This window comes from Rhodococcus sp. IEGM 1351 (genome assembly GCF_030056875.1).
In the GTDB taxonomy this organism is placed as follows: Bacteria; Actinomycetota; Actinomycetes; order Mycobacteriales; family Mycobacteriaceae; genus Rhodococcus_F; species Rhodococcus_F opacus.
Genome location: NZ_JASHKU010000005.1, coordinates 177,232 through 193,501, shown reverse-complemented (window position 1 = coordinate 193,501; position 16,270 = coordinate 177,232). Strand labels below are relative to the sequence as shown.

Below are 16,270 nucleotides of genomic sequence, written 5' to 3'. Positions count from 1 at the left end.
GCGGGAGGGCATGTGAGTGGCGAAGTGTGCTCGCGTACGCTTTGCCACTCACATGGGGTCAGCTGGTCGGCGGGGCGGACGTCGAGGACGTTGCCGGGGTCTCCGAGGGCGTCGGCGTGGCCGGGGACGACGCGTCCGGATTCTGCACTCCGGCGCTGAGCTTGTAGACGTGTTCCGGCGAGATGATCTCCGTGACGGCCCCCGCCAGCGCCGTGCTGGGTTCGCTGCCCTGATAGGGGACGTCGGTGTTGATCATGATCGCGAGGGTGGTTTCCTGCTCGGGCAGGTAGACGCACACAGTCTGGTACCCGGGGAGGCTGCCGTTGTGCCCGATCCAGCCGGCGACGTCGAAGATGCCCAGGCCGTAGCCCACGTCGGATGCCAGACCCGGTGCGTTCACCGTCTCGAGCCGCTGCGCCTGTGTGGCCGGCTGCAGCAGGGTGCCGGTGGCGAGAGCCGGCGCCCAGATGTGCAGGTCGTCGAGGGTCGAAATCATCGCGCCCGCCGCCCATCCCCAGGACGGATTCCAGTTGGTGGCCACGGCTTCCTTGTCGTCCAAGGTCTGCTCGGTGTAGCCCTGCGCGTGCGGTTCGGGGAACGCGTTGGTGGTCGGGAAGCTCGTGCCCGCCATCTTCAGCGGCTGGACGATCTTCTGCGTCACGTACTCCGGGAGCGGCAGTCCGCTGACCTTCTCGATGACAAGTCCCAGCAGGGTCGTGTTCGTGTTGGAGTACTCGAACCCCTGGCCGGGCGGGAACGTCGCGGGCTGCGCGAACGCGTAACCCAGCAGTTGTTGCGGGGTGAACGCGGCCTGCGGGTCGCTGAGCAACGCCTTCTGGAAGTCCTCGTTGGCCGAGTAGTTGGCCAGCCCGCTCTGCATCCGGGCGAGCTGGCGCAGCGTGATCTGATCACCCAGCGGCACGCCCTCCACGTACTTCGAGATCGGGTCGTCGAGCGCGACCTTGTCTTCGTCGACCAGTTGCAGCACCCCGGTGACCGTGAACGTCTTTGTCACACTGCCGATTCGGTGGTAGAAATCGGTCTCCATCGGCGCGCCCGTCGTCTTGTCGGCGACACCGAACGCCTTCACGTAGTTGCCGTCGGGCCCCCACACTCCCACTATCGCGCCGGGAATCGCCGCCATCGACATCGTCTTCTCGATCGCCTCGTCGAGTCGGTCCGCGACCCCGGGGTCGATCTGCGCGTCCGCCCCGGCGTTCGGTGATCCCGTCTGCGTCGTCGTGGAGGTAGCGGAGGTGCCCGTGGAGGACGAGTCCTCGGAGCACGCCGCAGGCACTACCAGCAGCAATGCCGCGGCGGCCGCCACGAGGCCTCGTCGCCGATTCGTCCTGGTCACGACCTGAGCTGTCATCGTGCGTCCCGTCGTCGAGGTGCCCCTCTCGGGAATTTACTCCGCGACCGCCGGGCGAATGTACCTTTCGGCGCTTCTGAGGCGACCGGCGGTACATTCGCCCTACTGCGCTCTCTCGGTCGCGTATTCAGCCAGCAGCCGCTTCTCCTTCTCCCGGTGCGGGAAGAAGAAGAACACCACCACGGCCCCCGCGCACACCACCAGGATCGCGGCGAGGTACGCGCGATCGTCGCCGTCCAGGAAGGCGTTGCGGGCGGCGGCGATGATCTGCTCGGCGTACTGCGGATAGCGTTCCGCGAGCACTTCGGCGCTGGAGTACGACTTCGTGAGCGCCGCTTGGGTTTCCGGGGTGATCTGGCTCGAGTCCGGCGACGAGGCGATCGTCGCCGACAGCGACTTCGCGTAACCGGCGGTGAGCACCGCGCCGAGGATCGACTGCATGATCGCGCCGCCGAGGTCGCGTTGCAGGTCGGATGTGCCGGACGCCATGCCCGCCCGCGACACCGGCACCGAACCGGTGAGCGACCGCGACGCCGGGGTGCCCGCGAACCCGACTCCGATGCCGACGAACGCGTATGCGAGGGCCACCCACCAGAAGGTCGCGTCCTCGTCCCACCACACCAGCGCGACAAGCAGTCCGAGGACGACGAACAGGTAGCCGAGCAGCAGCGTGAACCGGGCGCCGTGCGATTCGACGAGTTTCGCGGAGCGGGGTGCGACGAGGACCATCGCGACCGCAGCCGGGATGATCGCGGAACCGGCGGCGAGCGTGGAGTACCCGAGCACGTTCTGGAGGAACTGCTGCCCGATGAACATCGCACCCATCAACGCGCCGAACACGATCACCCCGCCGACGGCGGCCACCCAGAACGTCGGGCGGGCGGCGACGTGCAGATCGAACAGCGGGTGCGCCGCCCGCCGTTGCTGCAGGAAGAACGCGGCTCCCGCGGCGAGGGCGATCAACCCGAGACCGAGGGCGAGCGCCCCGGCGCCGTCCACAGGCGCGAAATTGATCGCGAGGATGAGGGCGGCGATGAAGACGACGGAGATGATGCCGCCGAGATTGTCGACGGGATCGGTCGTCTCGTTGACGTGGGCGGGCACCCACAGGATGGCGGCCACGAGGGCGAGACCGGCGAGCGGAAGGGTCACGAGGAACACCGAGCCCCAATGGAAGTGCTCGAGCAGCGCGCCCGACACGATCGGCCCGAGCGACGAGATCGCGCCACCGAGGGCCGACCACAGTGCGATCGCCTTGGTCCGGGGCGGTCCCGACCACAGCGCCGTGATGATCGCGAGGGTGGTGGGGAACGCGAGCCCGGCGGAGACACCGCCGAGAACACGTGCGAGAAATAGTATTTCGAAGTTCCCGGCGAATCCCGCGATCGCCGACGCCGGCAGCGACAGCGCCATGCCGAGCACCAGCATCTGCTTGCGGCCGTAGCGATCGCCGAGGGCCCCCAGATACAGGACCGACGCGGCGAGCCCGAGGGAGTACGCGACGGCGACGAGGTTCAGCTGCGTCTGACTCGCGTCGAAGGCGCGGCCGATGTCGGGCAGTGCGACGTTCGCGACGGACAGGTTCAGGTTGGCGACGGCGGCGACGAGGATGAGGGTCGCGAGGATCAGCGTGGCTCGGGCCGGCGCCTGCGTCGTTTCGGTTCGAGTCACTGTCTGCTCCCGGGGTTCTGGTCACCGCGTGGGCTCGCCGTGTCGGCCGACGGTTCGGGGCCCGACGCCAGCAGCGACGCGGCGAGCGGGAAGAGGAGGACGGTGATCGCGCCTGCCGCGACGAGCACGGAGGCGTTGGCGGACGTCATGTCACCGGAGTCGACGGCCACTCCGGTGACGGCCACGATCAGCGGCAGACCCGTTCCCGCGTACAGCGCCAGCTGGGTGCGTTCGCGGCCGGTGAAAGGCGGATCCGTGCCGTCGGCGCCCCGGTCGAATCTCCCGGCGAAGTAGACCGGGCCTGCCCGCACCAGCAGGATCAGCAGGACGAACGCGATCAGGACCCCGGGTTCCGACGCCACCGCGGCGACGTCGATAGCCATGCCGGACGTCACGAAGAAGATCGGGATCAGGAACCCGAACGCCAGGCCGTCGAGCTTCGTTTCGAGCGTCTCGTCACCTTCGGGCGCGGCCCGCCGCAGGATGAACCCGGCCGCGAAGGCACCGAGGATCGTGTCGAGACCGAACGACGCCGCGAGCACGGTGAGTGCGACGAGAAGCAGCATGGTCAGCCGGACCGTGGTCTGCGACGTCGTCTCCGATCCCGACCGGATGATCGCGGTGATCCGGGAACCCTCCCGCCGCACGCGGGCGGGTATGAACGCGACCAGCACCGCCGCGGCCGTGAACAGTCCGAGGACGACGATGGACGCCACCGACCCGCGGGAGCCGAGCAGAACTGCCATGGCGACGACGGGTCCGAGTTCGCCGAACGCGCCGTGATTGAGGATCGTCCTGCCCAGCCGGGTGTCGAGTGCGCCCGCGTCCCGGAGGATCGGGAGCAGCGTGCCGAGCGCCGTCGACGTCATGGCAATGGCCACCGCGGTTCCGGCGTCGACCACGTGGACGAGGCTCAGCAGCGTCACCACCGCGAACGCCAGGGCAAGTGACACCAGCCACGTCAGCAGGGCCCGCCTGCCGCCGCGGCCGGTGATCTCGGCCGTGTCGATCTCGTACCCGGCCAGCAGGAACAGCAGCCCCAGCCCCAGGTCGCGCAGCAGTTCGATCTCGCTGCCCTCGACCGCCAGGTCGAAGACGTGCGGACCGATGACGATCCCGGCGACGAGGAGAAGTACCACCTCGGGCACCAGCTTCCGGGGAAACAACCCGGCGAGCAGTGGGGCGACCACGGCGCATGCGACGATCCAGAACAGTGAGGCTCCCACGGAAGGCATGCATCACCCCGTCTCTCGAACACCGGACACAGCACTGCGTCCGAGCTTCACAGAGCCCGGCCGACGAGACATCATCCGTGAGGGATGAACGTCGCCGGCGCGCCGCCGACACACAGCCGGCAGCGCCGAATCGTCAGTAGAACTCGACGGTGTCGACGCGGTTGATCAGTTCCTCGCCGTCGAGGAACCGGGTGGCATTGCGCGCGAACAGTTCCGCGATGAGGCGATCCTCCGCGGGATTCAACGCTGCGGTGTGCGGGCTGACCAGCACGTTCGGGTGAGTCCACAGCGGACTGTCCGACGCCAGGGGCTCGGACGCGAAGACGTCCAGCGCGGCGAATCCGACCCGCCCGTCCTCGATCGCCGCGGTCATGGCGATCTCGTCGACGACGGTTCCCCGGCCCACGCTCACCACCGTCACGCCGGGTTTGACCGCGCCGAATACCTTTGCGCTGACAAGACCTTCGGTGGCGCTGGTTCCGGGAAGCGTCACGACGATGCCGTCCGCGTCCCCGACCACATCGGCCAGGCGGTCGGGGTGCACGATCTCGTCGACTCCCTCGATCGCGGTGTCGCGCCTGCTCGTTCCCACGACGGTGGCGCCGAGGGCCTTCAGCTTCAGTGCCGTCGCGCGGCCGATGCTGCCCAGCCCGACGATGACGATGCGCTGCCCGGACACGGTTCCCATGGCCCAGCGGCCGCTCCACACCTTGTCGCGCTGCTGGGCGAGGAGGCGCGGGAGGGTCTTGGCGCCGGCCAGCAGGCCGAAGACGGCGAACTCGGCCAACGGTTCCGCGTGCACACCGGCGGAGGTACTGAATGCGATGCGGGCGAGTTGCTCGTCGGTGAGGCCGGCCGCCTTCACCTGGGCCCCGCCGCCGGCGGGCATCGTGTGCACCCAGCGGAGTTGGGGGTTGACGCCCGCCGTCCTGGTCAGCGCCGCCGGAGTCTCGTCGGGCACGCCGTACAGGGCTTGCGCCGAATCGACCAGATCGTCGAAGGCCTTCTGCTGCTCCGCGGTCCGGGAGAACGACGGATCGCCGGAGTGATCACCCGGGAATCGGGAGGGCGGGAGCAGATCCTGCTCGCGGATGAAGTCGATGCGCGGTTCCGCCCGAATGACGAGACTGATGAGCTCTTCGCTCACGGGGGTCGCGGCGACTACGCGGAGTCGCCCGTCGAGTGGCTTCGAGTCGTGTGCGCTCACTGCAGATTCCTTCGTATACGGGCCGATTCTGACCATATGTTCAGAACAAAAACTCTGCACTAATCATGTGATTCAGTCAACACTTTCAGTTATGTATGACAAATAGCCGTCTTCGCGGTATCGTCCTCGACACGCCAGTGACCTGGGTCACTACACCGAACTGTTTGTGACCGCGCTCGACGTGGTCCCCTCCCACAACGGAGCAGAAGATGTCCCCAGAATCGAAGATTCAAGTAGGCGCGGACTCGAAGATGCCGGAAGGCGGCAGTGAATCCACCCGACCGGTGCGCGCCTCCGACGACCCGGATTACGCCGCGAACCTCAAACGGGCGACGCTCGCCAGTTCCATCGGCAGCGCGCTCGAGTACTACGACTTCGCCCTGTACGGCCTGGCGTCGGCGCTGATATTCGGCGAGCTGTTCTTCCCTGCCATGGGTGCGTCGGCCGCGCTGATGGCCAGTTTCGGCACGTACGCCGTCGGCTTCCTCGCCCGTCCCGTCGGCGGCCTGTTCTTCGGTGCCCTCGGTGACCGCCTCGGACGCAAGGCCGTCCTGATGATCACGATCGCGATCATGGGCGGTGCGAGCACGCTGATCGGCGTCCTGCCCACCGGCGCACAGGTGGGCATCTGGGCCCCGATCCTGCTGGTCGCGCTGCGACTGCTGCAGGGCTTCGGCGCGGGAGCCGAGCAGGCCGGTGCCACGACACTGATGGCGGAGTATTCGCCCACCCCGCGACGCGGATTCTTCTCCGCACTCCCCTTCGTCGGGATCATGGTGGGCACCCTGATGGCCTCCGGGGTCTTCGCGATCCTCGGCCAGATCGACCGTGAACTCCTCCTCGACTGGGTGTGGCGGGTGCCGTTCCTGGCGTCTGTCTTCCTCATCGCGGTCGCCGTGTTCATCCGGCTCCGCATGCAGGAGAGCCCCACGTTCATCAAGCTGGAGAAGCAGGATCAGATCAGCGAGAGCCCGTTCCGGGAGCTGATCGGCAGCTCGATGCCCAGCGTGCTCCGCGGCATCGGCCTCCGGATGGCCGAGAACGGCGGCTCGTACATCTTCCAGACCCTCGGCATCAGCTACGTGACGACGGTGGTGGGTGTCAGCAAGTCGATCGGACCGCTCGCCATTGCCTGCGGCGCCGCCATCGGCATGCTCGTCATCCCGATTTCGGGCGCGCTGTCGGACCGCTTCGGCCGGATGCGGGTGTACCGGTTCGGTGCGGCCCTGCAGCTCGTCCTCGCGGTCCCGTCGTGGTGGCTGCTCTCACTCGGCAACCCGGTTCTCGTGGTGGCAACGCTCGCGGTCAGCTACGGGATCGGCGTCAACGTGATGCTCGGTGCGCAGTGCGCGGCCCTGCCCGAGTTGTTCGGCAATCGCCACCGCTACATCGGCGTCGCGGTCGCCAGGGAGACGAGCGCCATCCTCGCCGGCGGCATCGCGCCCTTCGTCGGCGCACTGCTTCTGTCGCTGCTGAACAACTCGTGGGTGCCGCTCGCAATTTACGTTCTGGTCCTCAGCGTCATCACGTTCGCCACCACGTTCGTGACACCCGAAACCCGTGGCCGCGACCTCGGGCTCGCCTGGGACGCGATGGCCGACCCGGTCCACGGACCGGATGCCGTCACCACGGGGTCGAAGGATCGGGTCGACGCATGAGACTGGCCCGCATCGCCACCGACTCGGGACCGCGGCCGGTGTGCCTGCGCGACGGTCGCTGGCACGAGGTGGCGGATCCGTACGCGGATACCCTGACGTTCACCGGACCCGCACACGACCTCGACGGCGCACGCCTGCTCGCGCCCGCCGAACCGCGGGTCCTGCTCGGGATGGCCCACAACGGCGCACCCGGAGATCGCGACCTCCCGTTGCAGGCGTTCATGAAGTCGACGCGCACGGTGATCGGCCCTGAGGATCCGATCGTGGTCGACGAAGGGCTGGGGCAGGTCAACGTCGAGGGCGAGCTGGCCGTCGTCATCCGCCGCACCTGCCGCCGCCTGCGCCCCGGGGACGTCCCGTCCGCGATCCTCGGATACACGATCGGCAACGACGTCACCGCGGTGGAGCAGACAGCGTTGGACGACAAGCTCACCCAGGCGAAACATGGCGACGGTTTCACCCCGCTGGGACCGTGGATCGAGACGAATCTCGGCTCCGGGGACGTGCCGATCGCGGTGCGCGTCAACGGCGTGACGGTGGCCGAGGCGTCCACCCGGCAGCTGGCCTGGAACGTGTCCGAGCAACTGGTCCATCTCACCCGGTATCTGACCCTCGGTCCGGGAGACGTCGTGCTCACCGGTTGCCCGTTCACGCTCGGCCCGGTCAAACCGGGTGACCGTGCCGAGATCACGCTCGGCGGAATCGGCACGCTGGCCAACCCGGTGCGTGCGCTGTGAACCTCTTCGATCTGTCCGGGCGCATCGCCCTGGTCACCGGTTCGAGCCGGGGAATCGGCTACGCCCTCGCGCGGGGCCTGGCCGAGGCGGGCGCCACGATCGTCCTCAACGGGGTGTCGGCCGAGCGCGTCGGACGGATCCCGGTATGTCAATGGTCAGGTGATCTTCATCGACGGGGGGATGACCGCGGTGGTGTGAGGGTTCAGCCACCGACCGGGGCGGCCGGTTCGGTCTGCAGCTCGCCGAAGGAGCGGCGGGTGTGCAGGACGAGTTCGCGGAGCGCGGGACCCGCGAGGCTCTTCCAGACCAGCGCGAGCACGGCCGGGATGTCCACGTCGTCCAGTGCGACCGCCGTCAACCGTCCTCGGTAGTCCGTCGCCATCGACTCGCTGAGGATCGCGACCCCCAGCCCGCGGATCGCGAGGTCGGCGACGGCGTCGGGCGCACTCGCCTGCAGGGCGATGTCGGGGCGGAGGCCTGCGGCCGCACACGCCTGGTCGAAGACCGTCCGGATCCCCGTTCCGGTCGGCATACATACGATCGCATGGTCGCCGAGTTCGGCCAGGGTGACGCGCGAACGCCCGGCCAGGGGGTGTCCGGGTGGCACGGCCGCGACCAGCCCCTCGCTGATGATCGGGAAGGCGTCCAGGCCTTCCGGCGGGGCGGTCGCGGTGCCGACGAGAGCGAGATCGATGGCACCGGCACGGACCCGTTCGACGAGGCGGTCGGAACTGTCCTCGGTCAGCGTGATCTCGATCCCCGGGTGCGCGACGTGGAACGCGGACAGCGCGTCGAACAGCGGCTTCACCGTGCAGGCGGTGACCATCCCGACGACGAGCCGGCCCCGGATCAGCTGGTTGACGTCGTCCACAGCCTGTCGCATCGACTCGGCCGACGCGAGCGCCTCGCGGGCGTGCACGAGCGCTGCCTCCCCCGCGGACGTAAGCGTCGCGGTCCGGCTCGACCGGTCGATCAGCGTGGCGCCGAGGTCGTGCTCGAGCTGCCGGATCTGCGCACTGATCCCCGATTGGCTGATGTGGACGCGTTCGGCGGCACGGGTGAAGTTCGCTTCTTCGGCGACCGCGACGAAGTACTCCAGCTGCCTCAGTTCCATAAGCAAAGATTCTAGTATCCAGCAAAACTATCTGTTGGACTTCCGGTTGCAGGGCAACCATTCTGAGATGTGACAGCAAGTTCACCCACGAAAGGAGTCCCGTGTCCGACTACGAGAAGGCCCTGAACCCCGAAGATCTCACCCGACTGTTCGTCGAGCGCAGCAATGCCGGCGACGCGGCCGGAGTCGCCGCCCTGTACGAGGAGAACGCCGTCATGGCGTATCCGCCCGGCAGCCGGACGGTCGGCCGGGCAGCCATCCAGAAGCTGTGGGAGTCGGTGCTCGCGAATGCGCCGCACTTCGAACCGGAGACGCCGCTCCCCACGCTGGTCAGTGACGACATCGCGCTCACGTCCACCCCGCCCACGGACGGATCCGGCGCGCGGGCCCAGGTCGTCCGCAGGCAACCGGACGGAACCTGGCTCCGACTGCTCGACCAGCCGGAGTTCGTCCCGCCCACCCGCTGAGGTTGTGGCTGCACCGGCCCCTACACGGCATGAACTTCGTTGTCCACCATTGCATCTGCACTCGGATCGGTGGGACCATAGGGGTCATGCGCAGACCGCGTTGGCCGGCAGTAGCACCACCCACCACCGGAGGACACCGGGTGCACGGTCCCCTGCTCCTCACGGCCGAAGACCACCTCACGCTCGAACTGTTCGAGGTCGTGGCGTTCCCGGACGGCCTCCACCTCCGGATGGCCCTGACCGCGACGGGCAGGCCTGCGGAGCTGGCGCAGTTCGAGACCCGCCCGTTGTCCGACCCGGACGATCCCTCGACTCGGTGGTCCTATCTGTCGGTGCGGGCGCGGGTCGACGACATCGAAGGCGAGGCCGACCCCTACCATCCGGCGGCGGCGTCGAAGCCGTGCCGGAGCGGGCCACCCGAGTACCGCACCGAACCGCATTACTGGCTGGACGCGATACCCACGTCGGGATTCATCGCGGTCACCGCAGGCTGGCCACGGATCGGTCTCGGTTCGACCACCACCACGATCGGTCTCGAATCGAGCACGCGAACGTCGTGACCGGTCCCGGTCGCCGTCAGGTGCAGCAGTTGGGGTCGAGGACCACCCGCAGTGCGTCGAGGGCGTCCGGCCGCGCACTGTAGAAGACGTTCATGCCACGGCGGACGGGCTGGACCATTCCCGCCTTCTTGAGCTGGCCGAGATGGTGACTGACGGTCGATTCGGACAGGCCCACGCCGGTCGCGAGATCGCACGTGCACACCTCGCCGCCGCTCGCGGTCAGCAGGATCGACATCAGCTTGATGCGGACCGGGTCGGCCAGCGCCTTGAGGCGTAGCGCGAGGTGCAGAGCGGCCTCGTCGGTCATCGGGGCGGCCGAGACGGGCGCGCAGCAGATCGGCGCTGAGACATCTACGACCGGCAACGTCTTGGGCATGACTCCATCCTCTCACCTTCTTGACATATGTCAAAAAGGTGAGAGTCTGTGATTGCAAGCAATTCGATATATGTCCCACAGGTGGAGGTTGTCATGTCCCGCGCCCAGCTCGCCCTCAATGTCGACAATCTAGAGGAAGCAGTCACGTTCTACTCGAAACTGTTCGATACCCAACCGGCGAAACTGAAGCCGGGCTACGCGAACTTCGCCATCGCGCAGCCACCCCTCAAGCTGGTGCTGCTGGAGAATCCCGGCGAGGGCGGCACCATCAACCACCTCGGCGTCGAGGTCGAATCGAGCGCCCGGGTGCACGAGGAGATCGCACGGCTGACCGGGGAAGGCCTCTTCACCGACGAGGAGATCGGCACCACCTGTTGCTTCGCGACCCAGGACAAGGTGTGGGTCACCGGCCCCGCCGGCGAGAAGTGGGAGGTCTACACCGTGCTCGCCGACTCCGACACATTCGGGTCGAGCCCCCGGCACCTCGACGCCGACACCGAGGGGGGCGCCTGCTGCGGCACCGCCGCGGACGGGGAGAAGGCCGCCGCGGGCACGTCCTGCTGCTAGTGCGCCCGGCAAAGAGAAACCCCGCCATCTGCATCACTGCAGTTGACGGGGTTTCTTTGTGCGCCCGAAGGGATTCGAACCCCTAACCTCTTGATCCGTAGTCAAGTGCTCTATCCGTTGAGCTACGGGCGCATGTTCTTCAGTTGTCTAGCTTGCACCGGCCGACTAGGCCCGGTGTGGCGGAGGCGAGAGGATTTGAACCTCCGGTCCCTCGTAAAAGGGACAACTCATTAGCAGTGAGTCCCATTCGGCCGCTCTGGCACGCCTCCCTGGGGTGGTTCCGATCCCTTCGGACCGCCGGTGCGAAAGATTACACACCTTTCCACCACAAAGGCAAAACGGCTGGTCAGAGCGTAAGGCTGGCCGGTTTATCGCAGGTGACTGTCGAACCAGTCGAAGATCCGCCGCTGCGCGTCGACGATCGCCTGCGCGCCCGGGTCGTCGTCCCTGCCGTCGGGCACCTGGGGCGGTTCGTCGGCCCGGTGGGCGAGCCCCGCATAACTCACGACGAGCCCCGCGACGTCCGACTTGGCGGTGGCGTCGCGCAACAGCTCGACCTGATCGGGCGGCGTGGACGGATCGTCCTCCCCGTACAGACCGAGCCACGGCGCCTTCAGGTCGGGTGCCGCGTCCACCAGCGCAGGCGCGTCCTCCGACAGCGGCTCGACGATGCCGCGGGCGGCAACACTCACGGCGGCGCCGACGGGACGCGTGGTGGCGACCAGCAGGGCGGCGGTTCCGGCGTCGTCGAAACCCAGCACGCCCACGCAGTCGGCGTAGATGCCCCGCGCGATCAGCCAGTCGAAGGTGGCGTCGAAGTCGGCGAACAGGGCGTCGCCGAACACCTCGACATCGCTCGGCGCCGGTTCCCGGTGGAAGAGGTGCGGCGCTACCGTCACCCACCCCTCCATCGCGAGCGAGCGCATCAGATCGAGGAGAGGTTCGCTGAAGGTGCGCGACTCGTGCAGGACCACGATCCCGCCCCGCGCCGGACCGTCCGGTTCGACCGCGGTGAGCGGAACACGCATCTGAGGGCTTTCCGGCGCGTCTCCGGACGTCCGCAGGGCTGCACTGTCCCTGAAGAATCCCGACATGCCCCTACCTTGGCACGAAGGGGGCGTCGGCGCAGTGGATCGGGAGGCGCATAATCGCCTGGTGACTCCGCGAACCAGGGCAGACCTCGAGACGATTCCGGCCTACATCCCCGGCAAGAACTTTCCGGGCGCGATCAAGCTGGCGAGCAACGAGACCACGTTGGGGCCGTTGCCGAGCGTGCGCGATGCCATCGCGGAGGCCGCCGGCAACGCCAACCGATATCCGGACAACGGCCATGTCGCCCTGATCGCGGCGCTCGCCGACCACCTCGGGGTGGCCACGGAGAACATCGCCGCGGGTTGCGGTTCGGTGAGCCTGTGCCAGGAGTTGGTGCAGGCCACGTGCAACGACGGTGACGAGGTCATTTTCGCGTGGCGGTCGTTCGAGGCCTATCCCGTGGTCACGCAGGTGGCCGGGGCGACACCCGTCAAGGTTCCGCTCACCGCCGACCACGGTCACGACCTCGACGCGATGCTGGCCGCGATCACCGACCGCACCCGGCTGATCTTCGTCTGCAACCCGAACAACCCCACCGGCAACACGCTCACGAAGGCCGAACTCGAGCGGTTCCTCGACGCCGTCCCCGCGGGCGTTCTGGTGGCCCTCGACGAGGCCTACTTCGAGTACAACCGGTCCGACGCCGACGGCATCGAACTGTTCCGCGGACGCCCCAACGTGGTGGTGCTGCGCACGTTCTCCAAGGCCTACGGCCTCGCCGGCATCCGCGTGGGGTACGCGGTCGCCGATCCCGCGGTGGTCACCGCGCTGACCAAGGTGCACATCGCGTTCGCGGTCAATGCCGTCGCGCAGGCCGCCGCCATCGCGTCGCTGGCCGCGTCCGGAGAACTGCTGGCACGCACGGACGGCGTCGTCGCCGAGCGGAACCGGGTGCGCGACGCCCTGCTCGCCGCCGGGTACGACGTGCCCGAATCGGCCGCCAACTTCGTCTACCTCCCGCTGGGCACGCACTCCGGGGCGTTCGCCGCCGCCAGCGCCGAGGCCGGCGTGCTACTGCGCCCGTACGGCGACGACGGTGTGCGGATCACGATCGGCGATCCCGCGGAGAACGACGCGTTCCTCGCGTTCGCGACGAGCACCGAGGCACGCTCGATCGCGAACGTCGCGGTCCGCGCGTAACGCTCGAGACGTAAACGTTACCCACGGGTATAACGCCCGTGACTCCCTGTTGGCAGACTCAGTGAGGTTTTGCCGAAGGGAGCCCATACATGCGTCGCCGCGCCGCGCTCCGCACTGCCGTGCTGGCGGCCGGACTGGCGACGACGCTGGCGATCTCGGTGACGTCGGGGCTGTCCGCGGCGCAGTCGCAGGACGCGGCGGTCTCCGTCCGGCTCCTCGCCTTCAACGACCTCCACGGCAGCCTCGAACCGCCGCCCGGCATCCGCAGTCAGGTGAAGCACGCCGACGGCTCGCTGGTCCCGGCCGGCGGCGCCGCCTACCTGGCCGCGTACGTCGACCAGCTGCGCGGCCAGGCGACCCATTCGCTGCTGTACTCGGTGGGTGACAACTGGGGGTCGTCCGCGCTCGAATCCGCGATGTTCCACGACGAACCGACCGTGCAGCTACTCAACAGGATGGGCGTCGACGCGTCCGCGATCGGCAATCACGAACTCGACGAGGGTTACACGGAGTTCCGGCGGATGCAGACCGGTGGCTGTCATCCCGTCGACGGCTGCCGGTTCGGAAACACGTTCGAGGGCGCGAACTTCCCGCTCCTCGCGGCGAACATGGAGTTCGACGACGGCGCGCCCGCGACCCTGCCGTTCACCGTCAACTACGTCGAGGGAATCCCGGTCGGCGTCATCGCGACCATGCCCGCCGACACCGCGACGATGGTGACCCCGGAGGGGGTGGGCGGGTTGCGCTTCACGGACGAACTCGCCGCCGTCGACCGCACCGCGGATCTCCTCGACTTCTTCGGCGTGCGGGCCATCGCGCTGCTGATGCACAAGGGAGCCGAACCGGACGCCGACAACGGCCCCAACTCGTGCGAGGTGACATCCGGACCCGCGCGCGACCTCGCGCTGCGGGCGTCCCCGAAGGTCGACGTCATCTTCACGGCCGACAGCCACCAGCAGTACAACTGCTCGTTTCCCGACCCGATGGGAAACCCGCGCATCATGATGCAGGGCGCGTCACACGGCCGGATCGTCTCGGTGGTCGACGTGTCGATCGACCGCACCACCCGCGACGTCCTGCGCGACCGCGCGTCCGCGTTCAATCAGGTGGTCACCCACGACATCCCGTCCGACCCCGACATCCAGGCGCTCGCCGACGGTGCCGCCGCCCAGGCCTCCGAGATCGGTGCGGCGCGCGTGGCGTCGGTGACGGGCGACCTCACCCGCGACGAGACCGGCAGCGGCGAGTCCACCCTCGGCAACGTAGTCGCCGACGCCCAGCTGGCGGCCGGATCGGCGCACGGCGCCCAGGTGGCACTCACCAACCCCGGTGGACTCCGCGAGGATCTGCTGCGCGGCCCGGACGGCGCCGTCACCTACGGGCAGACCTACGCCGCTCAACCCTTCGGCAACACCCTCGAGGTCCTGACGGTCACCGGCACGACCCTGAAGCGTGCCCTCGAGCAGCAGTTCCAGCCGCGCGGAGACGGCACGATCACGGAGCGGATCCTCGCCCCGTCGAGTTCGCTGACCTACACCATGAATCGTTCGGCGACTGTCGGCGAACGCATCTCGGACATCCGGGTGAACGGCGACGCGGTCGTCCCCGACGGCACCTACCGGGTGGCCGTCAACAAGTTCCTCGCCGACGGCGGCGACGGCTTCGACGCGTTCCGCACCCGCGCCGAAGCCGTGCGCGCGGGCTGCGACCTCGACGCGTTCACGGCGTATCTGGGGACCACTTCACCGGTGACGCCGCCGAACACCGACCGGATCACCGTGGTCGGATAGGGACGCGGTCAGACGCCGAGCGCGCTCTTCAGGACGGGCCACGACGTGCGCAGTTCGTCCTGCCAGTACGGCCACGAATGCGTGCCGAAGTGGCGGTAGATGAACGTCGCCGGAATCGCGAGGTGGGTCAGGCGCTGCTGGAACGTCTGCGTGCAGAGGTTCGCCGCGGCCTCGAGGGGACCGCCCACCGCGATCGTGGACGCGATGTCTCCGCTGATCTCATACGGTCCGGGGAGCCCGTTGCCCGTCGAGATGTAGATCTGCTTGCCGCGCAGGGCTTCGGCGTTCACCGAAGGGTCGTGCGCAGTCCAGGCCGGATCGGTGTCGGGACCCCACATGTTGGCCGGGTTCCCGCCCTTGAACGCCACCGTGCCCCGCACCGAATCCCGCGAGCTGGGTTGCGTGTTGTCGAGGCATCCGCTGTAGGCGGCGAGACCGCGGTAGAGCTGCGGGTGCCGGGTGACGAGGTTGGCGGCACCCATCGCGCCCATCGACACACCCGCGACGGCGTTGACGCCGTTGCCGCTGAAGTTCTTGTCGATGATCGGCGGGAGTTCGTCGGCCAGGAACGTCTCCCACTTGTTGACACCCAGCGTGGGGTCGGGCTGCTGCCAGTCGGTGTAGTAGCTGGCGGTGCCGCCCACCGGGAGCACCACGTTGACCTTCTTGTCGGCGAAGAACTGGACCACGTCCGTCTTCTGCGTCCAGGTGCTTTCCCGGAAGTCCGACTCGGCGCCTGCGCTGACCCCGTCGAGCAGGTACAGCGACGGCCTCGACCCGCCACCGGCGGGATGCAGCACCTGCACCTGCACGACGCGGCCCATGGCGGGGGAATTGATGAAGACGGCACTACGGGTGTCGGTGAGCGGGACGATCTTGTCGACGCTCGCGACGCCACTTCCCGGAGGCGCGACCGGAGCAGGCACCGGATCGGCCACAGCAGTGAACGCCGGCCCCATGAGGGTCAGTGACACTGCCAGACCGATGGCAGCCAATGCTTCGCGACGCATAAAGAAATACCTCTTCCCCGGACTGTGTGGACCCCGATTGCACAGTACAAAATGCGTCCGGTCAACAAGAGCTTAGAGGTTTTGTGACAGCTGTGTGCTCCAGCGTGATCACGTTGTAGTCACCAGGGTTGAGGGTCGGGGGGAGGCGCTCGACCGCTGGGCACCTCCAACCCTGTGAGCAGGGACTTCCACTGGTAGTCCCGGCTCATCCGCCTCGGCAGCCGCACCCGTTTCACGCAGCCGCACCCCTTCTGGGGCCCGAATACGGGTGCGG

The 16,270-nt window shown here is 68.1% G+C and carries 15 protein-coding genes, 2 tRNA genes and 1 pseudogene; 8 read left to right on the top strand and 10 right to left on the bottom strand.

Translation table 11 applies throughout. The features are described 5' to 3' along the window. Nucleotides 1-58: 58 nt before the first annotated feature. The 4 genes from QM806_RS10940 to QM806_RS10925 form a co-directional block, all read right to left on the bottom strand. Complete coding sequence (locus QM806_RS10940) at nucleotides 59-1,372, bottom strand: serine hydrolase domain-containing protein (protein ID WP_037202823.1); 1,314 nt, start codon at nucleotides 1,370-1,372, stop codon at nucleotides 59-61. Between the two features lie 102 nt (nucleotides 1,373-1,474). After that, nucleotides 1,475-3,043, bottom strand: a complete 1,569-nt coding sequence (locus QM806_RS10935) for an MFS transporter (RefSeq protein ID WP_005561224.1) — start codon at nucleotides 3,041-3,043, stop codon at nucleotides 1,475-1,477. Then, nucleotides 3,040-4,278 (bottom strand): cation:proton antiporter, encoded by a 1,239-nt coding sequence (locus QM806_RS10930; protein ID WP_120659901.1) that lies wholly within the window; start codon nucleotides 4,276-4,278, stop codon nucleotides 3,040-3,042. The genes QM806_RS10935 and QM806_RS10930 overlap by 4 nt, the downstream gene beginning before the upstream one ends. A 133-nt stretch (nucleotides 4,279-4,411) precedes the next feature. Next, the gene (locus tag QM806_RS10925) at nucleotides 4,412-5,485 is read right to left on the bottom strand and encodes a D-2-hydroxyacid dehydrogenase (RefSeq protein WP_061041108.1); all 1,074 of its coding nucleotides are present in this window, start codon (nucleotides 5,483-5,485) and stop codon (nucleotides 4,412-4,414) included. Nucleotides 5,486-5,694: 209 nt separating this feature from the next. Here QM806_RS10925 and QM806_RS10920 point away from each other — a divergent pair, with 209 nt between their 5' ends. The 3 genes and pseudogenes from QM806_RS10920 to QM806_RS10910 all read left to right on the top strand — a co-directional run. Beyond that, nucleotides 5,695-7,143: an MFS transporter gene (locus tag QM806_RS10920; protein ID WP_375154196.1), complete on the top strand. Its 1,449-nt coding sequence runs from the start codon at nucleotides 5,695-5,697 to the stop codon at nucleotides 7,141-7,143. Further along, entirely contained in the window at nucleotides 7,140-7,880 is a 741-nt protein-coding gene (locus QM806_RS10915; RefSeq protein WP_005561231.1) for a fumarylacetoacetate hydrolase family protein, read from the top strand. The genes QM806_RS10920 and QM806_RS10915 overlap by 4 nt, the downstream gene beginning before the upstream one ends. Further along, a pseudogene (locus QM806_RS10910) lies at nucleotides 7,877-8,017 on the top strand (SDR family NAD(P)-dependent oxidoreductase); the annotation flags it as partial. The gene QM806_RS10915 and the pseudogene QM806_RS10910, both read left to right, overlap by 4 nt. A 65-nt stretch (nucleotides 8,018-8,082) precedes the next feature. Here the strand turns inward: QM806_RS10910 and QM806_RS10905 are convergent. Then, a complete protein-coding gene (locus tag QM806_RS10905) occupies nucleotides 8,083-8,994 on the bottom strand; it encodes a LysR family transcriptional regulator (protein WP_005561233.1) in 912 nt (303 codons plus the stop codon). 101 nt (nucleotides 8,995-9,095) lie between these two features. Between QM806_RS10905 and QM806_RS10900 the strand changes: the two genes are divergently transcribed. Together QM806_RS10900 and QM806_RS10895 are read left to right on the top strand one after the other, a co-directional pair. Then, nucleotides 9,096-9,461 carry a YybH family protein gene (locus QM806_RS10900; protein ID WP_005253274.1) on the top strand — a complete coding sequence of 122 codons (366 nt, stop codon included), beginning with the start codon at nucleotides 9,096-9,098 and terminating at the stop codon, nucleotides 9,459-9,461. 86 nt (nucleotides 9,462-9,547) lie between these two features. Next, on the top strand, nucleotides 9,548-10,021 hold the full coding sequence (locus QM806_RS10895; RefSeq protein ID WP_050998641.1) for a hypothetical protein: 474 nt from the start codon (nucleotides 9,548-9,550) through the stop codon (nucleotides 10,019-10,021). A 16-nt stretch (nucleotides 10,022-10,037) separates the two neighbouring features. Here QM806_RS10895 and QM806_RS10890 read toward each other — a convergent pair whose 3' ends face one another. Next, nucleotides 10,038-10,397 carry an Rv2640c family ArsR-like transcriptional regulator gene (locus QM806_RS10890; RefSeq protein ID WP_005253272.1) on the bottom strand — a complete coding sequence of 120 codons (360 nt, stop codon included), beginning with the start codon at nucleotides 10,395-10,397 and terminating at the stop codon, nucleotides 10,038-10,040. 93 nt (nucleotides 10,398-10,490) lie between these two features. Here QM806_RS10890 and QM806_RS10885 point away from each other — a divergent pair, with 93 nt between their 5' ends. Beyond that, nucleotides 10,491-10,964 carry an ArsI/CadI family heavy metal resistance metalloenzyme gene (locus tag QM806_RS10885; RefSeq protein WP_005253271.1) on the top strand — a complete coding sequence of 158 codons (474 nt, stop codon included), beginning with the start codon at nucleotides 10,491-10,493 and terminating at the stop codon, nucleotides 10,962-10,964. Between the two features lie 59 nt (nucleotides 10,965-11,023). On the opposite strand, the gene QM806_RS10880 is transcribed toward QM806_RS10885, so the two are convergent. The 3 genes from QM806_RS10880 to QM806_RS10870 all read right to left on the bottom strand — a co-directional run bounded on the left by QM806_RS10880 (nucleotide 11,024) and on the right by QM806_RS10870 (nucleotide 12,058). Next, a tRNA-Arg gene (locus QM806_RS10880) sits at nucleotides 11,024-11,096 on the bottom strand. A gap of 45 nt (nucleotides 11,097-11,141) precedes the next feature. Further along, nucleotides 11,142-11,233: transfer RNA gene (locus QM806_RS10875), tRNA-Ser, on the bottom strand. A gap of 99 nt (nucleotides 11,234-11,332) precedes the next feature. Beyond that, nucleotides 11,333-12,058 carry a dienelactone hydrolase family protein gene (locus QM806_RS10870; protein ID WP_005253270.1) on the bottom strand — a complete coding sequence of 242 codons (726 nt, stop codon included), beginning with the start codon at nucleotides 12,056-12,058 and terminating at the stop codon, nucleotides 11,333-11,335. Between the two features lie 61 nt (nucleotides 12,059-12,119). On the opposite strand from QM806_RS10870, the gene hisC reads away from it, so the two are divergent. Both hisC and QM806_RS10860 read left to right on the top strand, forming a co-directional pair. Further along, the gene (gene hisC, locus QM806_RS10865) at nucleotides 12,120-13,196 is read left to right on the top strand and encodes a histidinol-phosphate transaminase (RefSeq protein ID WP_005253269.1); all 1,077 of its coding nucleotides are present in this window, start codon (nucleotides 12,120-12,122) and stop codon (nucleotides 13,194-13,196) included. An 89-nt stretch (nucleotides 13,197-13,285) separates the two neighbouring features. Further along, complete coding sequence (locus QM806_RS10860; RefSeq protein ID WP_120659903.1) at nucleotides 13,286-14,986, top strand: bifunctional metallophosphatase/5'-nucleotidase; 1,701 nt, start codon at nucleotides 13,286-13,288, stop codon at nucleotides 14,984-14,986. A gap of 8 nt (nucleotides 14,987-14,994) precedes the next feature. On the opposite strand, the gene QM806_RS10855 is transcribed toward QM806_RS10860, so the two are convergent. Continuing rightward, nucleotides 14,995-15,996: an alpha/beta hydrolase gene (locus tag QM806_RS10855; protein ID WP_005253267.1), complete on the bottom strand. Its 1,002-nt coding sequence runs from the start codon at nucleotides 15,994-15,996 to the stop codon at nucleotides 14,995-14,997. Nucleotides 15,997-16,270 lie beyond the last annotated feature (274 nt).

Coding starts and splice junctions, on each gene's coding strand:
- QM806_RS10940 (WP_037202823.1), bottom strand. CDS start 1,372: ATGACAGCTCAGGTCGTGACCAGGACGAATCGGCGACGAGGCCTCGTG.
- QM806_RS10930 (WP_120659901.1), bottom strand. CDS start 4,278: ATGCCTTCCGTGGGAGCCTCACTGTTCTGGATCGTCGCATGCGCCGTG.
- QM806_RS10920 (WP_375154196.1), top strand. CDS start 5,695: ATGTCCCCAGAATCGAAGATTCAAGTAGGCGCGGACTCGAAGATGCCG.
- QM806_RS10915 (WP_005561231.1), top strand. CDS start 7,140: ATGAGACTGGCCCGCATCGCCACCGACTCGGGACCGCGGCCGGTGTGC.
- QM806_RS10905 (WP_005561233.1), bottom strand. CDS start 8,994: ATGGAACTGAGGCAGCTGGAGTACTTCGTCGCGGTCGCCGAAGAAGCG.
- QM806_RS10895 (WP_050998641.1), top strand. CDS start 9,548: ATGCGCAGACCGCGTTGGCCGGCAGTAGCACCACCCACCACCGGAGGA.
- QM806_RS10890 (WP_005253272.1), bottom strand. CDS start 10,397: ATGCCCAAGACGTTGCCGGTCGTAGATGTCTCAGCGCCGATCTGCTGC.
- QM806_RS10885 (WP_005253271.1), top strand. CDS start 10,491: ATGTCCCGCGCCCAGCTCGCCCTCAATGTCGACAATCTAGAGGAAGCA.
- QM806_RS10870 (WP_005253270.1), bottom strand. CDS start 12,058: ATGTCGGGATTCTTCAGGGACAGTGCAGCCCTGCGGACGTCCGGAGAC.
- QM806_RS10860 (WP_120659903.1), top strand. CDS start 13,286: ATGCGTCGCCGCGCCGCGCTCCGCACTGCCGTGCTGGCGGCCGGACTG.
- QM806_RS10855 (WP_005253267.1), bottom strand. CDS start 15,996: ATGCGTCGCGAAGCATTGGCTGCCATCGGTCTGGCAGTGTCACTGACC.